Here is a 17,820-nt window from a genome sequence, read left to right as displayed (position 1 = left end):
TCAGACCTCGCCGAAGCCGTCGTCGATCAGCGCGCGGAGTTCGGCGAGGGCGTCCCGCGCCTGGGGGCCGGAGGCGGTCACCCGCACGCGGGAATTCTGACGGATGCCGAGCGCCATGAGCGCCAGCAGGCTTCGCGCCGAGACCGGCTCGGCACTGCCGTCGAGATCGACGATGCGCACGTCGGCGTCGAAGCGCGACGCGGCCTTGACGAAGGTCGCCGCGGGCCGAGCGTGCAGTCCGGACGGGTTGACCACGGTGGTCTCGAACGACAGCTCGTCGGCGGTCGAGGGGGCGGGCGGCGGCGCTGCGGCTTCCGCTGCGGTCTCCGGCTCGGCGGAACCGAGCTGGGCGCGCTTCGCGTCGGCGGCGCCGGCGACCTCCGCGGCGACGTCGGCGAGGGACGCCCCTCCGGCCGCCGTGACGACGGCGCTGACCAGCCCCTCGACGAAGGGCGCCGGACTCAGCACGACACTCTCGGGTGCGGTGGCGAACTCCAGCGCCATCTCGGCGCTCAGCAGCGCCGACCCGAGGTCCATCAGCACGAGGACGCCGTCACCCGAATCGGCCGCATCGAGGGCTTCGGCGATCGCCGCGGCATCCGTCCCGAGGTCGCCGTCCGGTCCACCGGCGGCCACCCGCACCGTCGGCGGATCGTCACCGCCCATCTGCAACGCTAGGTCGACCGCCGCCTCGGCGAGGGGGCGGCTGTGCGAGACCGCGACGATGCCGATCATCCGCGCGCCGCCAGGCTGTCGCGGAGGGTCTCGAGCAGCAGCGCCGACGACGCCGCACCCGGATCGATGTGCCCCGCGCTGCGCTCGCCGAGATAGCTCGCGCGACCCTTGCGGGCGACGAGGGGCTCGGTGGCGTCGCGTCCCTTCGCCGCGGCTTCCGCAGCGGCGGCGGACGCGGCCTCGACGTCAGCGCCCGCGGCGACCGCGTCGTCCCACGCCGCGACGGCGGGGCCGAGCGCATCGATCATCGTCTTGTCGCCGGGCTCGGCCTTCCCGCGGGCGACGACCCCGTCGACGCCGGCGCGCAGCGCCGCCCCCAGGGCCGCGGCATCCGCGCCGTCGGTATCGGCGAGAGCCGGACCCATCCGCAGGAAGAACGTGCCGTAGAGCGGCCCGCTGGCTCCGCCGACCGAGGAGACCAGCGTCATCCCGACCGTCTTGAACAGCTCGGCCGCCGACGCCGGGGACGTCTCGAGCTTGGCGACGACCGCATCCAGCCCTCGAGCCATGTTCGATCCGTGATCGGCGTCGCCGATCGCAGAATCCAGAGCCGTCAGCTCGTCACGATGCTGCTGGACGGCGTCGCGGAACGCCCGGATCCAGGCGACGAGGTCGTCGGTGGAGACCACGTCGCTCATGCGCCCCACCGCAGTCCGGGCGTCACGACGGGGGCGTCCCACAGGCGCAGCATCTCGTCGTCTGCTTTCACGACCGTGAGCGAGGCGCCGGCCATGTCGAGGCTCGTGATGTAGTCGCCGACGAGCACGCGCTGCACGTCGATCCCGGCTTCGGCCAGGAGCGGGGCGATCTCGCCGTACAGGAGGTACTGCTCGATGAGGGGCGTCCCGCCGAGGCCGGACAGCAGGACGATCGCCGAGCCGACCGGGTCGCCGAAGTCATGGACGATCGGGTCGACCATCATCTTCGCGATCTCGTGCGCGGTGGCGACCTTGACGCGCGAGCGGCCCGGCTCGCCGTGGATGCCGACCCCGACCTCCATCTCGTCGTCGGGGAGCTCGAACGTGGGGTGACCCACGGCGGGCACGGTGCAGCTGGTCAGAGCGACGCCCATCGAGCGCCCCGCCTCGGAGACCCGGCGCGCGAGGGCCGAGACGGCGTCGAGGTCGGCGCCCTCTTCCGCCAGCGCGCCGACGATCTTCTCGAGGATGACGGTCGTGCCGGTGCCCCGGCGACCGGCGGTCCATGTGGAGTCCGTCACCGCGACGTCGTCGGCGACGACGACCGACTCGACCCGCACGCCCTCGGCCGCGGCGAGCTCGGCGGCCATCTCGAAGTTGAGGACGTCGCCGGTGTAGTTCTTCACGATGTGGAGGACGCCGGCCCCGGAGTCGACGGCCTGAGTGGCGGCGAGCACCTGGTCGGGGGTGGGGGAGGTGAACACCTCGCCCGCCGCGGCGGCGTCGAGCATGCCGCGGCCGACGAACCCGCCGTGCATCGGCTCGTGGCCGGAGCCTCCGCCCGAAACGAGTGCCACCTTGCCCGCGGGGGTGGGCTCGCCGCGCAGGATCACGCGGTTCTCGGTGTCGATGCGCAGATCGGGATGGGCGGCGTGGATGCCGCGCAGAGCCTCCGCCAGCACGTTGTCGGGGTTGTTCACGAACTTCTTCACGGGTGCCTCCTCGTCGTGGCTGCGGCGGGTTCGGGCCCGCCCCTTCAGACCCTGCTCGCCGCGGGCCCCCACGTCAAGGGCGACCGGTCAGATGCGCTCGTGCGGGAGCACCTGCTTGATGCGTTCGAGCGGGTTCTGCGCCGGGACCTCGTTGTAGGCGTTGGCGAGCTCCTGCTCGCTGAGGGCGTGGATGGCGGCCATGATCTCGTCGGTCGCCCCGCGCCGTGCGCGCCCGGACGAAGCCGCACCGTGCGGAGAGAGGTCGAGGGGCTCGCCGAAGCGCACCGTGATGCGCTCCCTCGTCGAGGGCACCTTCGCGCCGACGGGCATGACCTTGTCGGTGCCGATCAGCCCGACCGGAACCACCGGGGCCCCGGTCTGCAGGGCGAGGAAGGCCACGCCGGTGCGCCCCTTGTACAGGCGCCCGTCCAGGGATCGCGTGCCCTCCGGGTAGAGGGCCACGGCGCGCCCGTCCTCGAGCAGGGCGCGCTGCTGGTCGAGAGCGTCCAGCGCGGCCTGCCCGGCGCCGCGCTCGACGGGGATCGCGCCGATCGCGGTGAAGAACTGCCGGGAGGCCCACTTCTCGAAGTACGTGGACTTCGCGAGGAAGTGCACGGGCCGGGGGGATGCGACGGGGATGGCGATCGAGTCGATGAACGACAGGTGGTTGCTGGCGAAGATGACCGGGCCGGTGCGGGGGACGTTGTCGCGGCCCTCCACGCGGGGCCGGTAGACCGCACGTGCGAGCGGCGCGATGAAGAAACGTCCGAGGCCGTAGGCGGCGCCCATCTGCTTCGGGGGGACGGCGGGAACGCCCTCGGTCTCGTCGGAACTCACTCGACGAGGCTACTGCGCGCCGCATGCGTCGCCGTGCATGGGGCTCCCAGCGGCGCCAAAGCCGGATAGGGGATGATGGGGCGGTTCCCGTCGTCTCCGAGAGGTCTGCCGTGCGCATCCGCCCGATCGCTTCCCTGTCCGTCGCCGCTGCCGCGGTCCTGCTCCTGGCGGGCTGCACCGGCTCGTCCGAGGAGGCCCCGACCCCGGACGCCAGCGGCTCGGCCGACGCAGGACAGTGCCAGAGCGCGCTGTCGCAGGGCGCTGTGTCCGACGACGTTCAGGTCTCCGGTGATTTCCGAGGCAAGGTCGAGGTCACCCTCCCGACCGGCTACACCCCGGCCGGTCTCGAGCGCAGCACTCTCGTCGAGGGCTCCGGTGACCAGGTGCGCGCGGGCGACGTGCTGCGCGCCAACTTCACCCTCATCGACGCCGCCTCCGGTCAGGTGCAGCTCGAGACCCAGACCACGGCGCCCGACGGGATGGACACGCTGATCTCGTCGCAGCAGATCTTCGGTGCGGCGCTGGAGTGCGCGACGATCGGATCGCGCACCGTCTCGGCGTTCCCCGCGGGTGCGCTCGGTGAGGGATCGCCGGCGTTCGTGCTCGTCGCCGACGCGATCGAAGAGCTGCCCACCCGTGCCACCGGCACCGAGGTCGCTCCGGCCGAGGGCATGCCCACCGTCACCTTCGACGACAACGGTGCGCCCACGATCACCATGCCCGACGCCCCGGCGCCCACCGAGACGCGGGTCGAGAACCTCCGTCAGGGCGACGGCGATGTCGTCAACCCGGGCGACCAGGTCATCGTGCAGTACGCCGGCGCGCTCTACGACGGCGGCACGGTCTTCGACTCGAGCTGGCAGCGCGGCGCCCCCGCCGAGTTCGCCACCACGGGCGTGGTTGCGGGCTTCCGCAAGGCGCTGGAGGGCCAGACCGTCGGCTCCCAGGTCGTCGTCGTGATGCCGGCATCCGACGGATACGGCGAGGCGGGCCAGGGCGACATCCCGGCCAACGCCCCGCTGGTGTTCGTCGTCGACATCCTCGGCGTCCAGCACGCGGCGGCGCCCGCTCAGTAGGCTGAGCGGATGCGTCGCGTCCTCATTCTCGGCTCCACCGGTTCGATCGGCACCCAGGCGCTCGACGTCATCCGGGCCAACCCCGAGCGGTTCGAGGTGGTGGGACTCGCCGCCGGCCGCGACCGCGCGGGTGTCGAGGCGCAGGCGGCGGAATTCGGCGTCGAGGCGATCGCTCTCGGTGCGATGGAGGCCGAGCTACTCGTCCGCGATGTCGAGGCCGACGTGGTGCTCAACGGCATCACCGGTTCGGTCGGGCTGGGCCCGACGCTGGCGGCTCTGGAAGAAGGGCGCACGCTGGCGCTCGCCAACAAGGAGTCGTTGATCGTCGGCGGTGACCTCGTCACCCGTCTGGCGGCCCCCGGGCAGATCGTCCCGGTCGACTCGGAGCACTCGGCGATCGCGCAGGCGTTGCGCTCCGGCGAGCCGCACGAGGTGCGCCGTCTCGTGCTCACGGCATCCGGGGGTCCGTTCCGAGGACGTTCGCGCGCCGAACTGGCCGAGGTCACCCCGGCCCAGGCGCTGGCGCACCCGACGTGGGACATGGGGCGCGTGGTCACGACCAACTCCGCGACCCTGGTGAACAAGGGCCTCGAGGTCATCGAGGCTCACCTGCTCTTCGACGTGCCGTACGAGCGCATCGATGTCGTCGTGCACCCGCAGTCCATCGTGCATTCGATGGTCGAGTTCATCGACGGATCCACGATCGCGCAGGCGTCTCCGCCGGACATGCGCCTGCCGATCTCGCTCGGCCTGGACTGGCCGAACCGGGTGGCGGGAGTGGGCGCGCCGCTGGACTGGACGACGGCGTCGCAGTGGACGTTCGAGCCGCTCGACGAGGAGGCCTTCGGGTCGGTGGCGCTGGCCAAGCACGTCGGCCGCGCCGGTGGCACCTACCCCGCGGTGTTCAACGCCGCCAACGAGCAGGCGGTGGATGCCTTCCACGAGGGGCGTCTGAGCTTCCTCGGCATCCTCGAGGTGATCGAGCGCGTCGTGGACCGCCACGAGGCCCCCGGCGCCCTCACCCGCGAGTCGCTCGCCGACGCCGAGGCGTGGGCGCGTCGCACCGCCGACGAGGTCATCGCCGCGAGCTGACCCTGAGGCGGCTCGACCGGCATCGCGCACAACTCCGGCGGAATCGGATGCCGGGCTGGCCGGGGCGCGGGGCGCTGCGGTCGTGCAGGAGTTGTGCGGGTGGGCCGGGCGGGTTCGCGGGGCGTCGGGGTCGTGCACAACTCCGGCGGAATTGGATGCCGGGCTGGCCGGGGCGCGGGGCGCTGCGGTCGTGCAGGAGTTGTGCGGGTGGGCCGGGCGGGTTCGCGGGGTGCCGGGGTCGGGCACAACTCCGGCGGAATCGGATGCCGCAGCCCTCCGCGTGCGCGGCAGACCGGGGGTGCAGGAGTTGTGCGGATCGGCGGCGTCCGTGACGGCGCGGCCGCCCCGTCAGGCGGGGAAGTCGACGGGGCGCTCGGGGTCGGACGACGGCGTGCGGTCGGCCGGGTACGGCACGGGCCACTGCGGATCCGGAACGGCCCAGCCCGCAGCCCGCAGTGCGCGGCGCGACAGCTCCCGCGCCGAGTACGGCGTGCGGATGCCGCGGATGTCGCGGTAGTCCTGGTGTCCGGGGCCGGCCCACAGGATCGCGTCGCCCTCGCCCACGAGTGCCACGGCCTCGAGGATCGCGCGCTCGGGCGGGCTGAACTCGTGGATCTCGGCGTCGGGGCGGGCGCGGCGTGCGCCCTCGACGAGCACCGCGCGGATGGCATCCGGATCCTCGTGGCGGGGATGGTGGTCGGTGACGATCAGCACGTCGCTGCCCTCGACCGCCGTGCGCCCCATGTCGTGGCGCTTGGTGGCGTCGCGGTCGCCGTCGGCGCCGAAGAGCATCACGACCTTTCCGGGGGTGACGCGCCGCACGGCGGCGAGCGTCTTCTCGAACGCGTCGGGGGAGTGGCCGAAGTCGACGTACACGGCGGGGCCGTCGGGGCCCGAGACCAGCTGCGTGCGTCCGGGCAGCGAGGCCGAGATACGGCCACCGTCGAGAGCGTTCGACAGCTGCTCCCACGAGTATCCGACCTCGAGCAGCATCACGATCGCGAGACCCGCGTTCGCGGCCATGTGCCGACCGATCACCGGGACGACGGTGGTCACCGTGCGCCCGTCGCGCGAGCGAAGGGTGAACTCGGTGCCGTCCTGGCGCTCCGCGACGATCTCGACGGTCCAGTCGGCCTCGGCGGTCGGATCCTCGGCGATCGCCGGCGTGACGATCGTGACGACCGGGATCTCGGCGCGCGCGGCGATCTCGGCTCCGGCGGCGGAGTCCAGGCACACCACGCCACGGCGCGACCGGTCCGCACGGAAGAGGGGAAGCTTGGCCTCGAAGTACTCGCGCATGTCGGCGTAGTCGTCGAGGTGGTCGTGTGTGAGGTTGGTGAAGCCGGCGACGTCGAACACCAGCCCGTCGACGCGGTGACGGGTCAGCGCCTGCGCGCTCACCTCCACCGCCACGGCCTCGACCCCGCGCTCGCGCATCAGGGCCAGGAGGGCGTGGAACTCGGAGGCCTCGGGCGTCGTCAGCCGCGACACGATGACCTCGCCCGCGATGTGGCGCTCGGCCGTCGACGACAGGCCCGTGACCACGCCGAGCTGACCCAGGATGCCTTCGAGCAGATGCGACACGCTCGTCTTGCCGTTCGTCCCGGTCGTCGCCAGCAGCTGCGGCAGGTCGTCGTCGGCGCCGGTGCCGTACACCCACGCCGACAGGTCGCCGAGCAGCGCGCGGGGGTTTTCGACCACCACGATCGGAAGACCCGTGGATGCCGCGATCTCGGCGCCCGCCTCGTCGGTGATGACCGCGACGGCTCCGCGCTCAGCCGCGGTCGCGGCGAACTCCGCCCCGTGACGGTTCACGCCGCGGATGGCGACGAAGGCTTCTCCCTCCCGCAGATCGGCGGTGGCCAGAGTGATGCCGGTGAGGTCGGTGCCCTCGACGTCGCCGACGCTGCGCACACCGAAACGGCGGGCCAGCTCCGCGAGGTCGCGGCGGGGCGGATGCTCCGGCCGGAGGACGGGCGGGAGGTGGGAGGGCGTGTCGATCGGCATCCCCTCCATTGTCTCATCCGTGCCCGCACAGGCCTCGCATCGGAGCCGCACGGGCGGTTCAAAGGGCGACGGCGGTATCTTCGGCAGGTGACCGCGATCGCCTTCCTCATCGGCGTGCTCGTGCTCGTGATCGGCTTGGCCGTCTCGATCGCTCTGCACGAGATCGGGCACCTGCTGCCCGCGAAGCTCTTCGGCGTGCGCGTCGGGCAGTACATGATCGGGTTCGGGCCCACCCTGTGGTCGCGCCGCATCGGCGAGACGGAGTACGGGGTCAAGCTCCTCCCGCTGGGCGGATTCATCTCGATGTCGGGCATGTTCCCGCCCGCCCCCGACGGCGAGGCACAGCCCACGCGTCGCTCGCGGCTGTTCGCCACGATGATCCAGGACGCGCGCGACGCGAACGCCGAGACGATGATCGCGGGCGACGATCGTGTGTTCTACAAGCTCCCGGTCGGGAAGCGGATCATCATCATGCTCGGGGGGCCGGTCATGAACCTCCTCCTGGCCTTCGTCCTCTCGGCCATCGCCGTCAGCGCCATCGGCGTCACGCAGGGCACCACGACGGTGGCCTCGGTCTCGCAGTGCGTCATCCCCGCCAGTGCCGAGCGCGCCGACTGCCAGTCCAGCGACCCGACCGCTCCGGCGGCGGCCGCCGGCATCCGTCCGGGCGACACGATCGTCTCGATCGGCGGTACCCCCGTCTCGACGTTCGACGAAGCCGCGGCGATCATCCAGCGCTCGCCGGGTCAGGCGCTGCCCGTCGTCGTCGAGCGCGACGGCACCGAGCAGACCCTCACGGTCACCCCGGTCTCCACGGACCTCGCGGTGACGGGTGCCGACGGGCGTCCCGTGGTGGACGCCTCCGGCGCGACGCAGTACCGGACGGTGGGCTTCGCGGGACTCCGTCCTCAGGCGGCCCTCGTTCCGCAGCCGATCTGGGCGGGGCCCGAGGCCACGGTCCAGCAGGTCGGCGCGGTCGCGCAGATCATGACGCAGCTCCCCGTCCGCGTCTACGACACCGCGGTCGACCTGTTCACCGGCCAGCCGCGCGACCCGAACGGTCCGCTCAGCGTCGTAGGCGCCGGGCGTCTCGCGGGCGAGTTCGCCGCGGTCGATGCGCCGATCCTCGCGCGGGTGCAGTCGATCATCAGCCTGCTGGCGGCGCTGAACATCGCGCTGTTCGTCTTCAACCTCATTCCGCTCCTGCCGCTGGACGGCGGCCACGTCGTCGTGGCGCTGTGGGACGGGGTGAAGCGCTGGATCGCCCGCGTCCGCGGCAAGGTCGCCCGACCCGTGGATGCCACCAAGCTCGTGCCCCTGACCTTCGTCGTGGTCGTGCTGCTCATCGGCATGGGCGGTGTCCTGTTCCTCGCCGACGTCTTCAACCCGATCCAGCTGCTGTAGGGGTCGCGCGACTCCTGCTGCGCGCACGGTACGCGACGCCGGGCCGCTGTCCGACCTGGATCTGCAGGAGATGTGCCCGCGTCAGAGGGCGAAGGCGATGAGGCGCTCGAGGGTGCGCATGCCGTCGCGGGACAGGATCGACTCGAGGTGTCCCTGCACGCTCGCCACGGCGGGGCCGCGCAGGGCGTAGACGTCGCCGGTCTCTGCATCCGCGGAGACCTCTACCGCGATATCCCGGCCGGCCGTCGGCAGGGACGACACGGCGTCGGTGGGATCCGACGTGGCCGTGACGGACCCGACGGTGATCCCGCGTTCGGTCGTGCCGGGGGCGACCCGCGCCGTGAACGTGTTGTAGAAACCGATCGCGGCGGGCTCGCCGAACACGTCGACGCTCTTCTGCAACCCCTGGTGCGGCTGCGCGAGGGGCGCGAGATCGATGCCCAGCTGATCGGCCAGGATCTGATGGCTCAGGCACACCGCCAGCAAAGGGGCGCGGCGGAAGAGACGGCGGGAGACGACGCGGCGCATCGCTTCCATGCGGGGGCTGTCGTCGCGCGGGTCCCCCGGACCGGGGCCCGCGACCACGAGGTCGGCCCCGTCCACGTCGGCATCGGTCGCCTCCGACCAGTGCACGATCCGGGCGTCGAGCCCCAGGTGGCGCAGCTGGTGCGCGAGCATCGTGGTGAAGCGGTCCTCGGCATCCACGACCAGAGCGGTGCGCCCGGCGAAGGGTCCCGAACCGTCGGGGTCTTGCGGGTTCATCCAGAACGGGGCGAGCCGGTCGTTGCGGGATGCCAGGAGCTCCGCGATCGCGGGATCCTCGGCGAGCGGGCGACGCGGGGCGACCGGCGCGTCGGGGTCGGCATCGGCGTCGGCCGCGGGGACCGTGTCGCGCGGGATCGCGCCGATCGCCCCGAGCACCCCGGCGGCCTTGCCGTGCGTCTCGCCGACCTCGCCGTACGGGTCGGAGTGGCGCACCAGCGTCGCCCCGACGGGTACACGCAGGCGTCCGTCGACGAGGTACGCCGTGCGAATGAGGATGGGGGCGTCGAGGTCGTGGGTCACGCCCTCCGCGGCACCGTTGGGCGTGAACAGGGCGGCGACGCCGGAGTAGTAGCCGCGCGGCGTCGTCTCGTGGCGGGCGATCACGGTGCAGGCGTTCTGCATCGGCGACCCGGTGACGGTCGGGGCGAACATCGTCTCGCGGAGGATGTCGCGCGGGTCGAGCGTGCTGCGCCCGCGCAGCATGTACTCGGTGTGCGTCAGACGCGACATCTCTTTGAGGTGCGGCCCGGTGATGCGTCCGCCGTCGCTGCAGACGGCGCTCATCATCTTCAGCTCCTCGTCGACGACCATGAAGAGCTCCTCGGTCTCTTTGGTCGATCGCAGGAACTCCGCGAGCGTGTCCGCCGTGGCGCCGCCCTGCGGGTGGCGGAACGTGCCCGAGATGGGGTTCATCGTCACGATGCCCTCGCGGGCGCTCACGTGCGCCTCGGGGCTCGCGCCGACCGCGACGTGATCGGGGGTCACGACCGCGAAGGTCCAGTACGCGCCCTTCTCGTGCTCGAGCAGCGCACGGAACCACGTGAGTGCGGCGACGCGCGGGTCGGCCTCGACTCCGGCGACGAAGTCGCGCCGGATGACGAAGTTCGCCCCCTCGCCGCGCCCGATCTCGTCCGCGATCACCCGGCGCACGATGTCGGCGTAGGACTCGTCGTCGATGTCGAACCCGGCGCCGTCGAGGGCCACGGGCTCGGATGGGAGGGATGCCATGACTTCGGCGCGGGGGAGCGGCATCCGCTCGTCGATCACGAGGCAGCGCAGCGGTGCGCCGTCGTCGTGGCAGACGAAACCGCGCTCGCGGACCTGTCGGAACGGCACGAGGGCCAGAACCTCGCGGGGCGCGCTGTCGCCGTCGATCAGCGGGATGTCGGCGAGGAGGTCGACGTCGACGACGGTGCCGGTGAGCACCTCGACGGTCGCGTCGTCGCGAGCGATGAGCGCGAACGGCGCGTCACCGGCGAGCAGGTCGTGGATCAGGGAGGAGGGGTCGGGCCCGGTCATCGAAGTACTTCCGTCTGAGATCGAGGGTCCAAAGCGGCCGCCGGAAACACGAAGACCGCCCGGATCCCGAGGGAGGGCGGTCTGTCGCACACGTGCTCACCGCCTAGACGGTGGGCCACCAGCAGGTATACGCGTGCATGGCGCCGAACCTACCACAGAGCGCCCTCAGCCCTCGCTCGGGCGCGGCGGCGTAGGCTGGGCGCGTGCCTGCAGTGAACATCGGGATGCCCCGCGTACCGGAGGTCCTCGCTCCCCGTCGAAAGACGCGCCAGATCAAGGTCGGCAAGGTCCTCGTCGGCGGTGACGCCCCCGTCAGCGTCCAGTCGATGACGACGACGCCCACGACCAACATCAACGCCACCCTGCAGCAGATCGCCGAGCTCACGGCATCCGGGTGCGAGATCGTTCGCGTGGCGGTGCCGTCGCAGGACGACGCCGACGTGCTGCACATCATCGCCAAGAAGAGCCAGATCCCGGTCATCGCCGACATCCACTTCCAGCCGAAGTACGTCTTCCAGGCGATCGACGCCGGGTGCGGCGCGGTGCGCGTGAACCCCGGCAACATCCGCAAGTTCGACGACCAGGTCGGCGCGATCGCCAAGGCCGCCAAGGACGCCGGCGTTTCGCTTCGCATCGGCGTCAACGCCGGGTCGCTCGACCGCCGCCTCCTCGAGAAGTACGGCAAGGCCACCCCCGAGGCTCTCGTGGAGAGCGCGGTGTGGGAAGCCTCGCTGTTCGAGGAGCACGACTTCCACGACTTCAAGATCTCGGTCAAGCACAACGACCCGATCGTGATGGTCAAGGCTTACCGCCTGCTCGCCGAGCGCGGCGACTGGCCCCTCCACCTCGGTGTCACCGAGGCGGGTCCGGCCTTCCAAGGCACGATCAAGAGCGCGACGGCCTTCGGCATCCTGCTCTCGGAGGGCATCGGCGACACGATCCGCGTCTCGCTCTCGGCACCGCCGGCCGAAGAGGTCAAGGTCGGGCATCAGATCCTGCAGTCGTTGAACCTGCGCGAGCGCAAGCTCGAGATCGTCTCGTGCCCGTCGTGCGGTCGCGCGCAGGTCGACGTCTACACGCTCGCCGACGACGTCACCGAGGGGCTCAAGGACATGACGGTTCCGCTGCGCGTGGCCGTCATGGGCTGCGTCGTCAACGGTCCGGGCGAGGCACGCGAGGCCGACCTCGGCGTGGCGTCGGGCAACGGCAAAGGCCAGATCTTCGTCAAGGGCCAGGTCATCAAGACCGTGCCCGAGGCCGAGATCGTGCAGACCCTCATCGAAGAGGCCAATCGCCTCGCCGACGAGATGGGCCCGGATGCCGCTCCCGGCACGGCCCAGGTCGTCACCGTCTGACCCGACCCGCTAGCGTCGGAGTCTCCATGACTTCGACCGCCTCCCTCGCCCGCCCGCTCGTCTCGGGCGTCGTCACCGCGCTCGTCGGCTTCACCAGCACGTTCGCCGTCGTCCTCACCGGGCTCGGGGCGCTCGGGGCCACTCCGACGCAAGCGGCGAGCGGCCTCCTGGCGATCACGGTCGTCATCGGGGTCGGCTGCATCGTGCTCGCGTGGCGGTACCGGATGCCGATCACTCTGGCGTGGTCGACCCCGGGGGCGGCCCTGCTCGCGGCGACCGGCACAATCGAGGGCGGGTGGCCGGCGGCGGTGGGCGGGTTCCTCGTCTGCGCCGCGCTGATCCTCGCCACGGCACTGTTCCCGCCGCTCGGGGCGCTCATCGCCCGCATCCCGCCCTCCATCGCCCAGGCGATGCTCGCGGGCGTGCTGCTCCCGTTGTGCGTGGCGCCGTTCGCAGGGCTCGTGAGCGACCCGTGGGGCGTGGCGCCGGTCCTGATCGTGTGGCTGGTGGCATCCCGTCTGCTGCCGCGGTGGGCGGTGCCGCTCGCTTTCGTCGCGGCCACGGTCGTGATCTGGCTGGAACTCGCCCGCACCGGCGGGGGAGTGGATGCCGCGGCCCTGCTGCCGCGCCTGGAGTTCACCGCCCCGGTGCTCACGTTCGGCTCGGTCATCGCCGTGGCCGTGCCGCTGTTCGTCGTGACGATGGCGTCGCAGAACGTGCCGGGCGTCGCCGTCATGCGCAGCTTCGGCTACACCGTGCCGTGGCGTCCGTCGATGCTCGTCACGGGCCTCGGGACGGCCGCCGCGGCGACGGCGGGCGGCCACGCCGCCAACCTCGCCGCGATCAGCGCGGCGATCGCCGCCGGTCCGGACTCCCACCCGGATCCGAAGCGGCGTTGGGTCGCAGGGGTCTCGGCCGGCGGGACGTATCTCGTCTTGGCGGCGCTGTCGTCCGCCTTCGTGGCGCTCGTGCTCCTCGCCCCCGCGGGCGTCATCCCGGCCGTGGCGGGCGTCGCCCTGTTCGGCGCCTTCGGCGCTGCCGTGCAGCAGGCCATCGACGATCCCGGCGAGCGGCTGCCCGCGGTCGTGACGTTCCTCGTCGCCGCGTCGGGGGTCGCGGTGGCCGGCGTCAGCGCGGCGTTCTGGGCGCTGCTCGCGGGGCTGGTGGTGCGGGCCGTACTGCACGTGGGGCGCCGGCGCGCGGCCTGAGCCTCGCTCGGCTCGCGATTCGGCGACGACACCGCACGGCCCGGCCGGGACCGAGCTGCCTCTCAGTGCAGCGCGCCGCCCGGCACCGCCGCCTCGACGGGGGTGTCGACGGCGGTGCGGATCGCGATCTCGAGCCCGCGGACGATGTCGTCCAGCGGCAACGAGGGAGCGTCCGCGGGGGCGTCCTCGCGCGCGTACGGCACGTGCACGAACCCCGCCCGGACCTCCGGGGTGTGCGCGGTGGCGTGGAGCGCGGCGTACATGACGTGATTGCAGACGAACGTCCCCGCCGAGTGGGAGACGGAGGCGGGAAGGCCCGCGTCCGTCAGCGCGGCGGCCATGGCCTTGACCGGCAGGGTGGCGAAGTAGGCCGCGGGGCCACCCTCGACGCCGGGCCGGTCGAGAGGCTGGGCGCCGGCGTTGTCGGCGATGCGCGCGTCGGCGAGATTGATCGCGACGCGCTCGGGTGTGAGGGCCGCGCGACCTCCCGCGAGTCCCACCGCGATCACGACGTTCGGCTGATGAGTCGCGATCAGAGCGCGGAGGCGCTCGTCGGCGGCGTCGAAGACCACCGGAAGGACCTCGGTGACGAGCGTCTCGGGTCCGTCCCACCGGGCGGTGACTAGGCGCACGGCATCCCCCGACGGATTCGTGGCGTCGCCGGCGAAGGGTGCGAAACCGGTCAGCAGGATCGTCGTCATCCCTCCACGCTACGTCGGCTCAGCCGAGGCCGAACTCCGCGCGGATCCGGTCGCGTGCGCCGGCGTACTCGGGGAGGCCGTCGAAGAACGCGAACTTCTCGCCGATCACCGAGTCGCGCGCACCGTCGGGCTCGACGACCCAGGTGGCGAAGGTCTCGGCGAAGTCCTCGGAGGCGTTCGTCGCGGCGTATTCGCTGACGAAGTCCTCTTCGTGCGCCTGGTAGAACTCCGCCGCGACATCCGCGTCGACGTTGTCGCGCGCGGGAGCGTCGGTGTATCCGGTCCAGAAGCGCTGTGCGAAGTGCTCCAGGTCGGCGTCGGGGAGGAGACATCCGGCACCGCTCCATTCGGTGTCGCACTCGGTCGCGTCGGGGTCGACATCGTCGATCCCGAGGCTCAGCAGGTGGGCGTACTCGTGCACGAGCGTGGACAGCAGCAGGTCGGCGTCGTCGGCGTAGGCCAGGTTCGCGGCGAACACCCACTTCGTCGAGTCGTTCTCGTCGCTCGTGACGTAGGCGAGCGTGTCGCTGCCGGAGTCGTCACCCGTCCGGTAGCCCGTGATGTCCGAGGCCACGAAGGCGGGCGTCGCGACCCGCACGAAGTCGTCCCACACCTGGCGCGCCCGCCCTTCCGGCTCCGGGGCGAGCGTGCCGTCGCCCTGGAGCTGATACGTCCCGGTCGTGGCGAACTCGCCGGAAGACTCCGCCGCGGGCTGGCGGTGCCCCGTCCCGTACCACCCGCTCGCGCCGCCCACGGCACCGATGCCGACCCAGACCAGCACACCCGCGAGGAGGGCGACGGAGGCAGTGAGAAGAACGATCCAGCGGGTGCGCACCTGCTCACCCTAGATCGTGGTGGTCGGCAGAACGGGGCGCGAGCGCGGAGCCCTCGGCATCCACCGCTCTAGACTCGACTCTCGTGGTCACCCGTCTCTCGAACTACTTCCTCCGCACGCTTCGCGAAGACCCCTCGGATGCCGAGGTCACGAGCCACCGCCTGCTCGTGCGCGCCGGCTACATCCGTCGCAACGCCCCGGGCATCTTCGCGTGGCTGCCGCTGGGCCTGAGGGTCAAGGCGAAGATCGAGACCGTCGTCCGCGAGGAGATGGCGAACGCGGGCGCGTTCGAGGTGCACTTCCCGGCCCTGCTGCCGCGCGAGCCCTACGAGCAGACGGGCCGCTGGGAGGAGTACGGCGACGCGCTGTTCCGCCTGCAGGACCGCAAGGGCGCCGACTACCTGCTCGCCCCCACGCACGAGGAGATGTTCACGCTCCTGGTGAAGGACCTGTACTCGTCGTACAAGGACCTGCCGCTCACGCTGTTCCAGATCCAGGACAAGTACCGCGACGAGGCGCGTCCTCGCGCGGGTCTCCTGCGCGGTCGTGAGTTCACGATGAAGGACGCCTACTCGTTCGACGCGACGGATGCCGGGCTGGATGCCTCGTACCAGGCGCAGCGCGATGCGTACGAGCGGATCTTCCAGCGTCTCGGCCTCGAATACGTCATCGTCGCGGCCGACGCCGGTGCCATGGGCGGGTCGAAGTCGGAGGAGTTCCTGCACCCGACGCCCATCGGCGAGGACACTTTCGTGCGGTCGGCCGGCGGGTACGCCGCGAACGTCGAGGCGTTCACCACGGTCGTCCCCGAGGCGCGGCCGATCGAGGGACAGCCCGAGCCGGTGATCTTCGATTCGCCGAACACCCCCACGATCGCGACGCTCGTCGACCACTCCAATGCCCAGCTCGACGCGCCCGCCCCCGGCATCGCCGGTCCCGCGACCGCCGAAGCCGCCGAGTGGACCGCCGCGCACACACTGAAGAACGTCGTGCTCGCGCTCACGCACCTCGACGGCACGCGGGAGATCGTCGTCGTCGGCATCCCCGGCGACCGCGACATCGACGACAAGCGCGTCGAGGTGGCCTTCGCCCCGGCCGAGGTCGAGGCCGCCACCGAGGCCGACTTCGCGAAGCACCCGCTCCTGGTCAAGGGCTACATCGGCCCCTGGTCGCCCACGGGCCCCGTCCTCGGCGAGGAGTCGGCGACCGGCATCCGGTACTTCCTCGACCCCCGCGTCGTCGACGGCACCGCGTGGATCACCGGCGCCAACATCGACCAGAAGCACGTGCACTCGCTCGTCGCGGGCCGCGACTTCGTCGGCGACGGTTTCGTCGAGGCCGCCTCGGTGCGCCCGGGTGACCCGGCCCCCGACGGCTCGGGTCCGGTCGAGCTCGCGCGCGGCATGGAGATCGGCCACGTCTTCCAGCTCGGCCGCAAGTACGCCGAAGCGCTGGGGTTGAAGGTGCTCGACGAGAACGGCAAGCTCGCGACCGTCACGATGGGCTCGTACGGCATCGGGGTCACCCGCATCCTCGCGATCATCGCCGAACTCAACAACGACGCGAAGGGCCTCATCTGGCCCGCCGCGGTCGCGCCGTTCGACGTGCACGTCGTGGCGACGGGTCGGGATGCCGTGGCCTTCGACCTCGCGGCATCCGTGTCCGATCAGCTCGAGGCCGCCGGACTGGACGTTCTGTACGACGACCGCCCCAAGGTCTCGCCCGGCGTGAAGTTCGGCGACGCCGAGCTCGTCGGCATCCCGCGCATCCTCATCGTCGGGCGCGGGGCCGCCGACGGCGAAGTGGAGCTGTGGGACCGCCGCTCGGGCGAGCGCGAGACGCTTCCGGTGGCCGAGGCGCTCACGCGCCTGCAGGGCTGAGCCGCCCCTCGATTCACCGAGACCGCATCCCGCCGACAAACCCCCTGCACGCTGCAGCGGAGTTGTCGGCGGGATGCAGTCTCACGGGTGAGGGGCCGCCGGAACCACCCTCGGCCCGGTGCGCGCTCGCGGCGGATAGCGTGGATGCCATGATCTCAGCGCCCCGCGTGCCCCTGTCCGACGGCTCGTCGATCCCGCAGCTCGGGGTCGGCACCTACAAGGTGCCCGCAGACGTCACCGCGGATCTGGTCGCCGGAGCCATCGTCGCCGGCTACCGGCACGTGGACACCGCCGCGCTGTACGGCAACGAGCGCGAGGTGGGCGAGGGGCTGCGCGCCTCGGGCGTCGCACGTGACGACGTCTTCGTCACGACCAAGGTGTGGAACGACGACCACGGCTTCGACGAGACCCTCCGCGCGTTCGACGCGAGTGCCGAGCGTCTGGGTCTCGACCGGGTCGATCTGTACCTGATCCACTGGCCGATCCCCAGCGCCGACCGGTACGTCGACACCTGGCGCGCTCTGGTGCGCCTGCGCGAGGAGGGGCGGGTCACCTCGATCGGCGTGAGCAACTTCTCGCCGGCCCACATCGAGCGCCTCCGCGACGAGACGGGCGTGCTGCCGGTCATCGATCAGGTGGAGCTGCACCCGCGGTTCCCGCAGAACGCTCTGGTCGACTGGAACGCCGCCCACGGGATCGTCACCGAGTCGTGGGCGCCGCTCGCGCGCGGCGGCCTGCTCGACGAGCCCGTGCTCGCCGACATCGCGGCGCGGTACCGCAAGACTCCCGCGCAGGTCGTGATCCGCTGGCACCTCGACCGCGGTCTCGTCGTCTTCCCGAAATCGGTATCGCTGGACCGGCTGCGCGAGAACGGCGACGTGTTCGACTTCGTCCTGGATTCCACCGATCACGCCGCGATCGCGAACCTCGAGACCGGCGAGCGCACGGGACGCGACCCCGACCTGGACTGACCGCCGGGCGGCGCCGCGGGCCTGA

15 protein-coding genes are annotated in these 17,820 nt (G+C 71.8%); 7 read left to right on the top strand and 8 right to left on the bottom strand.

The annotated features are described in order from the left end of the window. The 4 genes from dhaM to AC3E6M_RS13925 form a co-directional block, all read right to left on the bottom strand. Window positions 1-735: a dihydroxyacetone kinase phosphoryl donor subunit DhaM gene (gene dhaM / locus AC3E6M_RS13940; RefSeq protein WP_490530265.1), complete on the bottom strand. Its 735-nt coding sequence runs from the start codon at window positions 733-735 to the stop codon at window positions 1-3. Then, a complete protein-coding gene (gene dhaL / locus AC3E6M_RS13935; protein WP_138177842.1) occupies window positions 732-1,373 on the bottom strand; it encodes a dihydroxyacetone kinase subunit DhaL in 642 nt (213 codons plus the stop codon). The genes dhaM and dhaL overlap by 4 nt, the downstream gene beginning before the upstream one ends. Next, entirely contained in the window at window positions 1,370-2,365 is a 996-nt protein-coding gene (gene dhaK, locus AC3E6M_RS13930; RefSeq protein WP_490530264.1) for a dihydroxyacetone kinase subunit DhaK, read from the bottom strand. Before dhaK ends, dhaL begins: the two co-directional genes overlap by 4 nt. An 87-nt stretch (window positions 2,366-2,452) precedes the next feature. Beyond that, a complete protein-coding gene (locus AC3E6M_RS13925; RefSeq protein WP_252371067.1) occupies window positions 2,453-3,154 on the bottom strand; it encodes a lysophospholipid acyltransferase family protein in 702 nt (233 codons plus the stop codon). A 158-nt stretch (window positions 3,155-3,312) separates the two neighbouring features. Between AC3E6M_RS13925 and AC3E6M_RS13920 the strand changes: the two genes are divergently transcribed. Further along, the gene (locus AC3E6M_RS13920) at window positions 3,313-4,278 is read left to right on the top strand and encodes an FKBP-type peptidyl-prolyl cis-trans isomerase (protein WP_138177848.1); all 966 of its coding nucleotides are present in this window, start codon (window positions 3,313-3,315) and stop codon (window positions 4,276-4,278) included. 9 nt (window positions 4,279-4,287) lie between these two features. Then, entirely contained in the window at window positions 4,288-5,370 is a 1,083-nt protein-coding gene (gene dxr, locus AC3E6M_RS13915; RefSeq protein ID WP_490530263.1) for a 1-deoxy-D-xylulose-5-phosphate reductoisomerase, read from the top strand. 348 nt (window positions 5,371-5,718) lie between these two features. Here dxr and AC3E6M_RS13910 read toward each other — a convergent pair whose 3' ends face one another. Then, complete coding sequence (locus tag AC3E6M_RS13910) at window positions 5,719-7,377, bottom strand: Mur ligase family protein (protein WP_394529784.1); 1,659 nt, start codon at window positions 7,375-7,377, stop codon at window positions 5,719-5,721. An 87-nt stretch (window positions 7,378-7,464) separates the two neighbouring features. On the opposite strand from AC3E6M_RS13910, the gene AC3E6M_RS13905 reads away from it, so the two are divergent. Then, window positions 7,465-8,781, top strand: a complete 1,317-nt coding sequence (locus AC3E6M_RS13905) for a M50 family metallopeptidase (RefSeq protein ID WP_138176940.1) — start codon at window positions 7,465-7,467, stop codon at window positions 8,779-8,781. Window positions 8,782-8,862: 81 nt separating this feature from the next. Here AC3E6M_RS13905 and AC3E6M_RS13900 read toward each other — a convergent pair whose 3' ends face one another. Then, a complete protein-coding gene (locus tag AC3E6M_RS13900) occupies window positions 8,863-10,845 on the bottom strand; it encodes an anthranilate synthase family protein (protein WP_490530262.1) in 1,983 nt (660 codons plus the stop codon). A gap of 203 nt (window positions 10,846-11,048) precedes the next feature. Here AC3E6M_RS13900 and ispG point away from each other — a divergent pair, with 203 nt between their 5' ends. Both ispG and AC3E6M_RS13890 read left to right on the top strand, forming a co-directional pair. Beyond that, window positions 11,049-12,200: a flavodoxin-dependent (E)-4-hydroxy-3-methylbut-2-enyl-diphosphate synthase gene (gene ispG, locus AC3E6M_RS13895; protein ID WP_171024354.1), complete on the top strand. Its 1,152-nt coding sequence runs from the start codon at window positions 11,049-11,051 to the stop codon at window positions 12,198-12,200. A 26-nt stretch (window positions 12,201-12,226) separates the two neighbouring features. Further along, window positions 12,227-13,408, top strand: coding sequence for a benzoate/H(+) symporter BenE family transporter (locus tag AC3E6M_RS13890; RefSeq protein ID WP_138176946.1), 1,182 nt, complete (start codon window positions 12,227-12,229; stop codon window positions 13,406-13,408). A gap of 62 nt (window positions 13,409-13,470) precedes the next feature. Here the strand turns inward: AC3E6M_RS13890 and pcp are convergent, their stop codons facing one another. Continuing rightward, complete coding sequence (pcp, locus tag AC3E6M_RS13885) at window positions 13,471-14,109, bottom strand: pyroglutamyl-peptidase I (RefSeq protein WP_490530261.1); 639 nt, start codon at window positions 14,107-14,109, stop codon at window positions 13,471-13,473. A gap of 19 nt (window positions 14,110-14,128) precedes the next feature. Next, a complete protein-coding gene (locus tag AC3E6M_RS13880; RefSeq protein ID WP_490530260.1) occupies window positions 14,129-14,944 on the bottom strand; it encodes an NADH:ubiquinone oxidoreductase subunit 4 (chain M) in 816 nt (271 codons plus the stop codon). Between the two features lie 83 nt (window positions 14,945-15,027). Between AC3E6M_RS13880 and AC3E6M_RS13875 the strand changes: the two genes are divergently transcribed. After that, window positions 15,028-16,824: a proline--tRNA ligase gene (locus AC3E6M_RS13875; RefSeq protein WP_490530258.1), complete on the top strand. Its 1,797-nt coding sequence runs from the start codon at window positions 15,028-15,030 to the stop codon at window positions 16,822-16,824. A gap of 149 nt (window positions 16,825-16,973) precedes the next feature. Further along, window positions 16,974-17,795 (top strand): aldo/keto reductase, encoded by an 822-nt coding sequence (locus tag AC3E6M_RS13870; RefSeq protein WP_490530257.1) that lies wholly within the window; start codon window positions 16,974-16,976, stop codon window positions 17,793-17,795. The last annotated feature ends 25 nt before the right edge of the window (window positions 17,796-17,820 follow it).

The sequence above is a fragment of the Microbacterium sp. SCPM-O-B-15248 (M128) genome, assembly GCF_058214835.1.
Note: the sequence above shows the minus strand (reverse complement) of the source record. Positions and strands in the feature narration are given on the sequence as shown.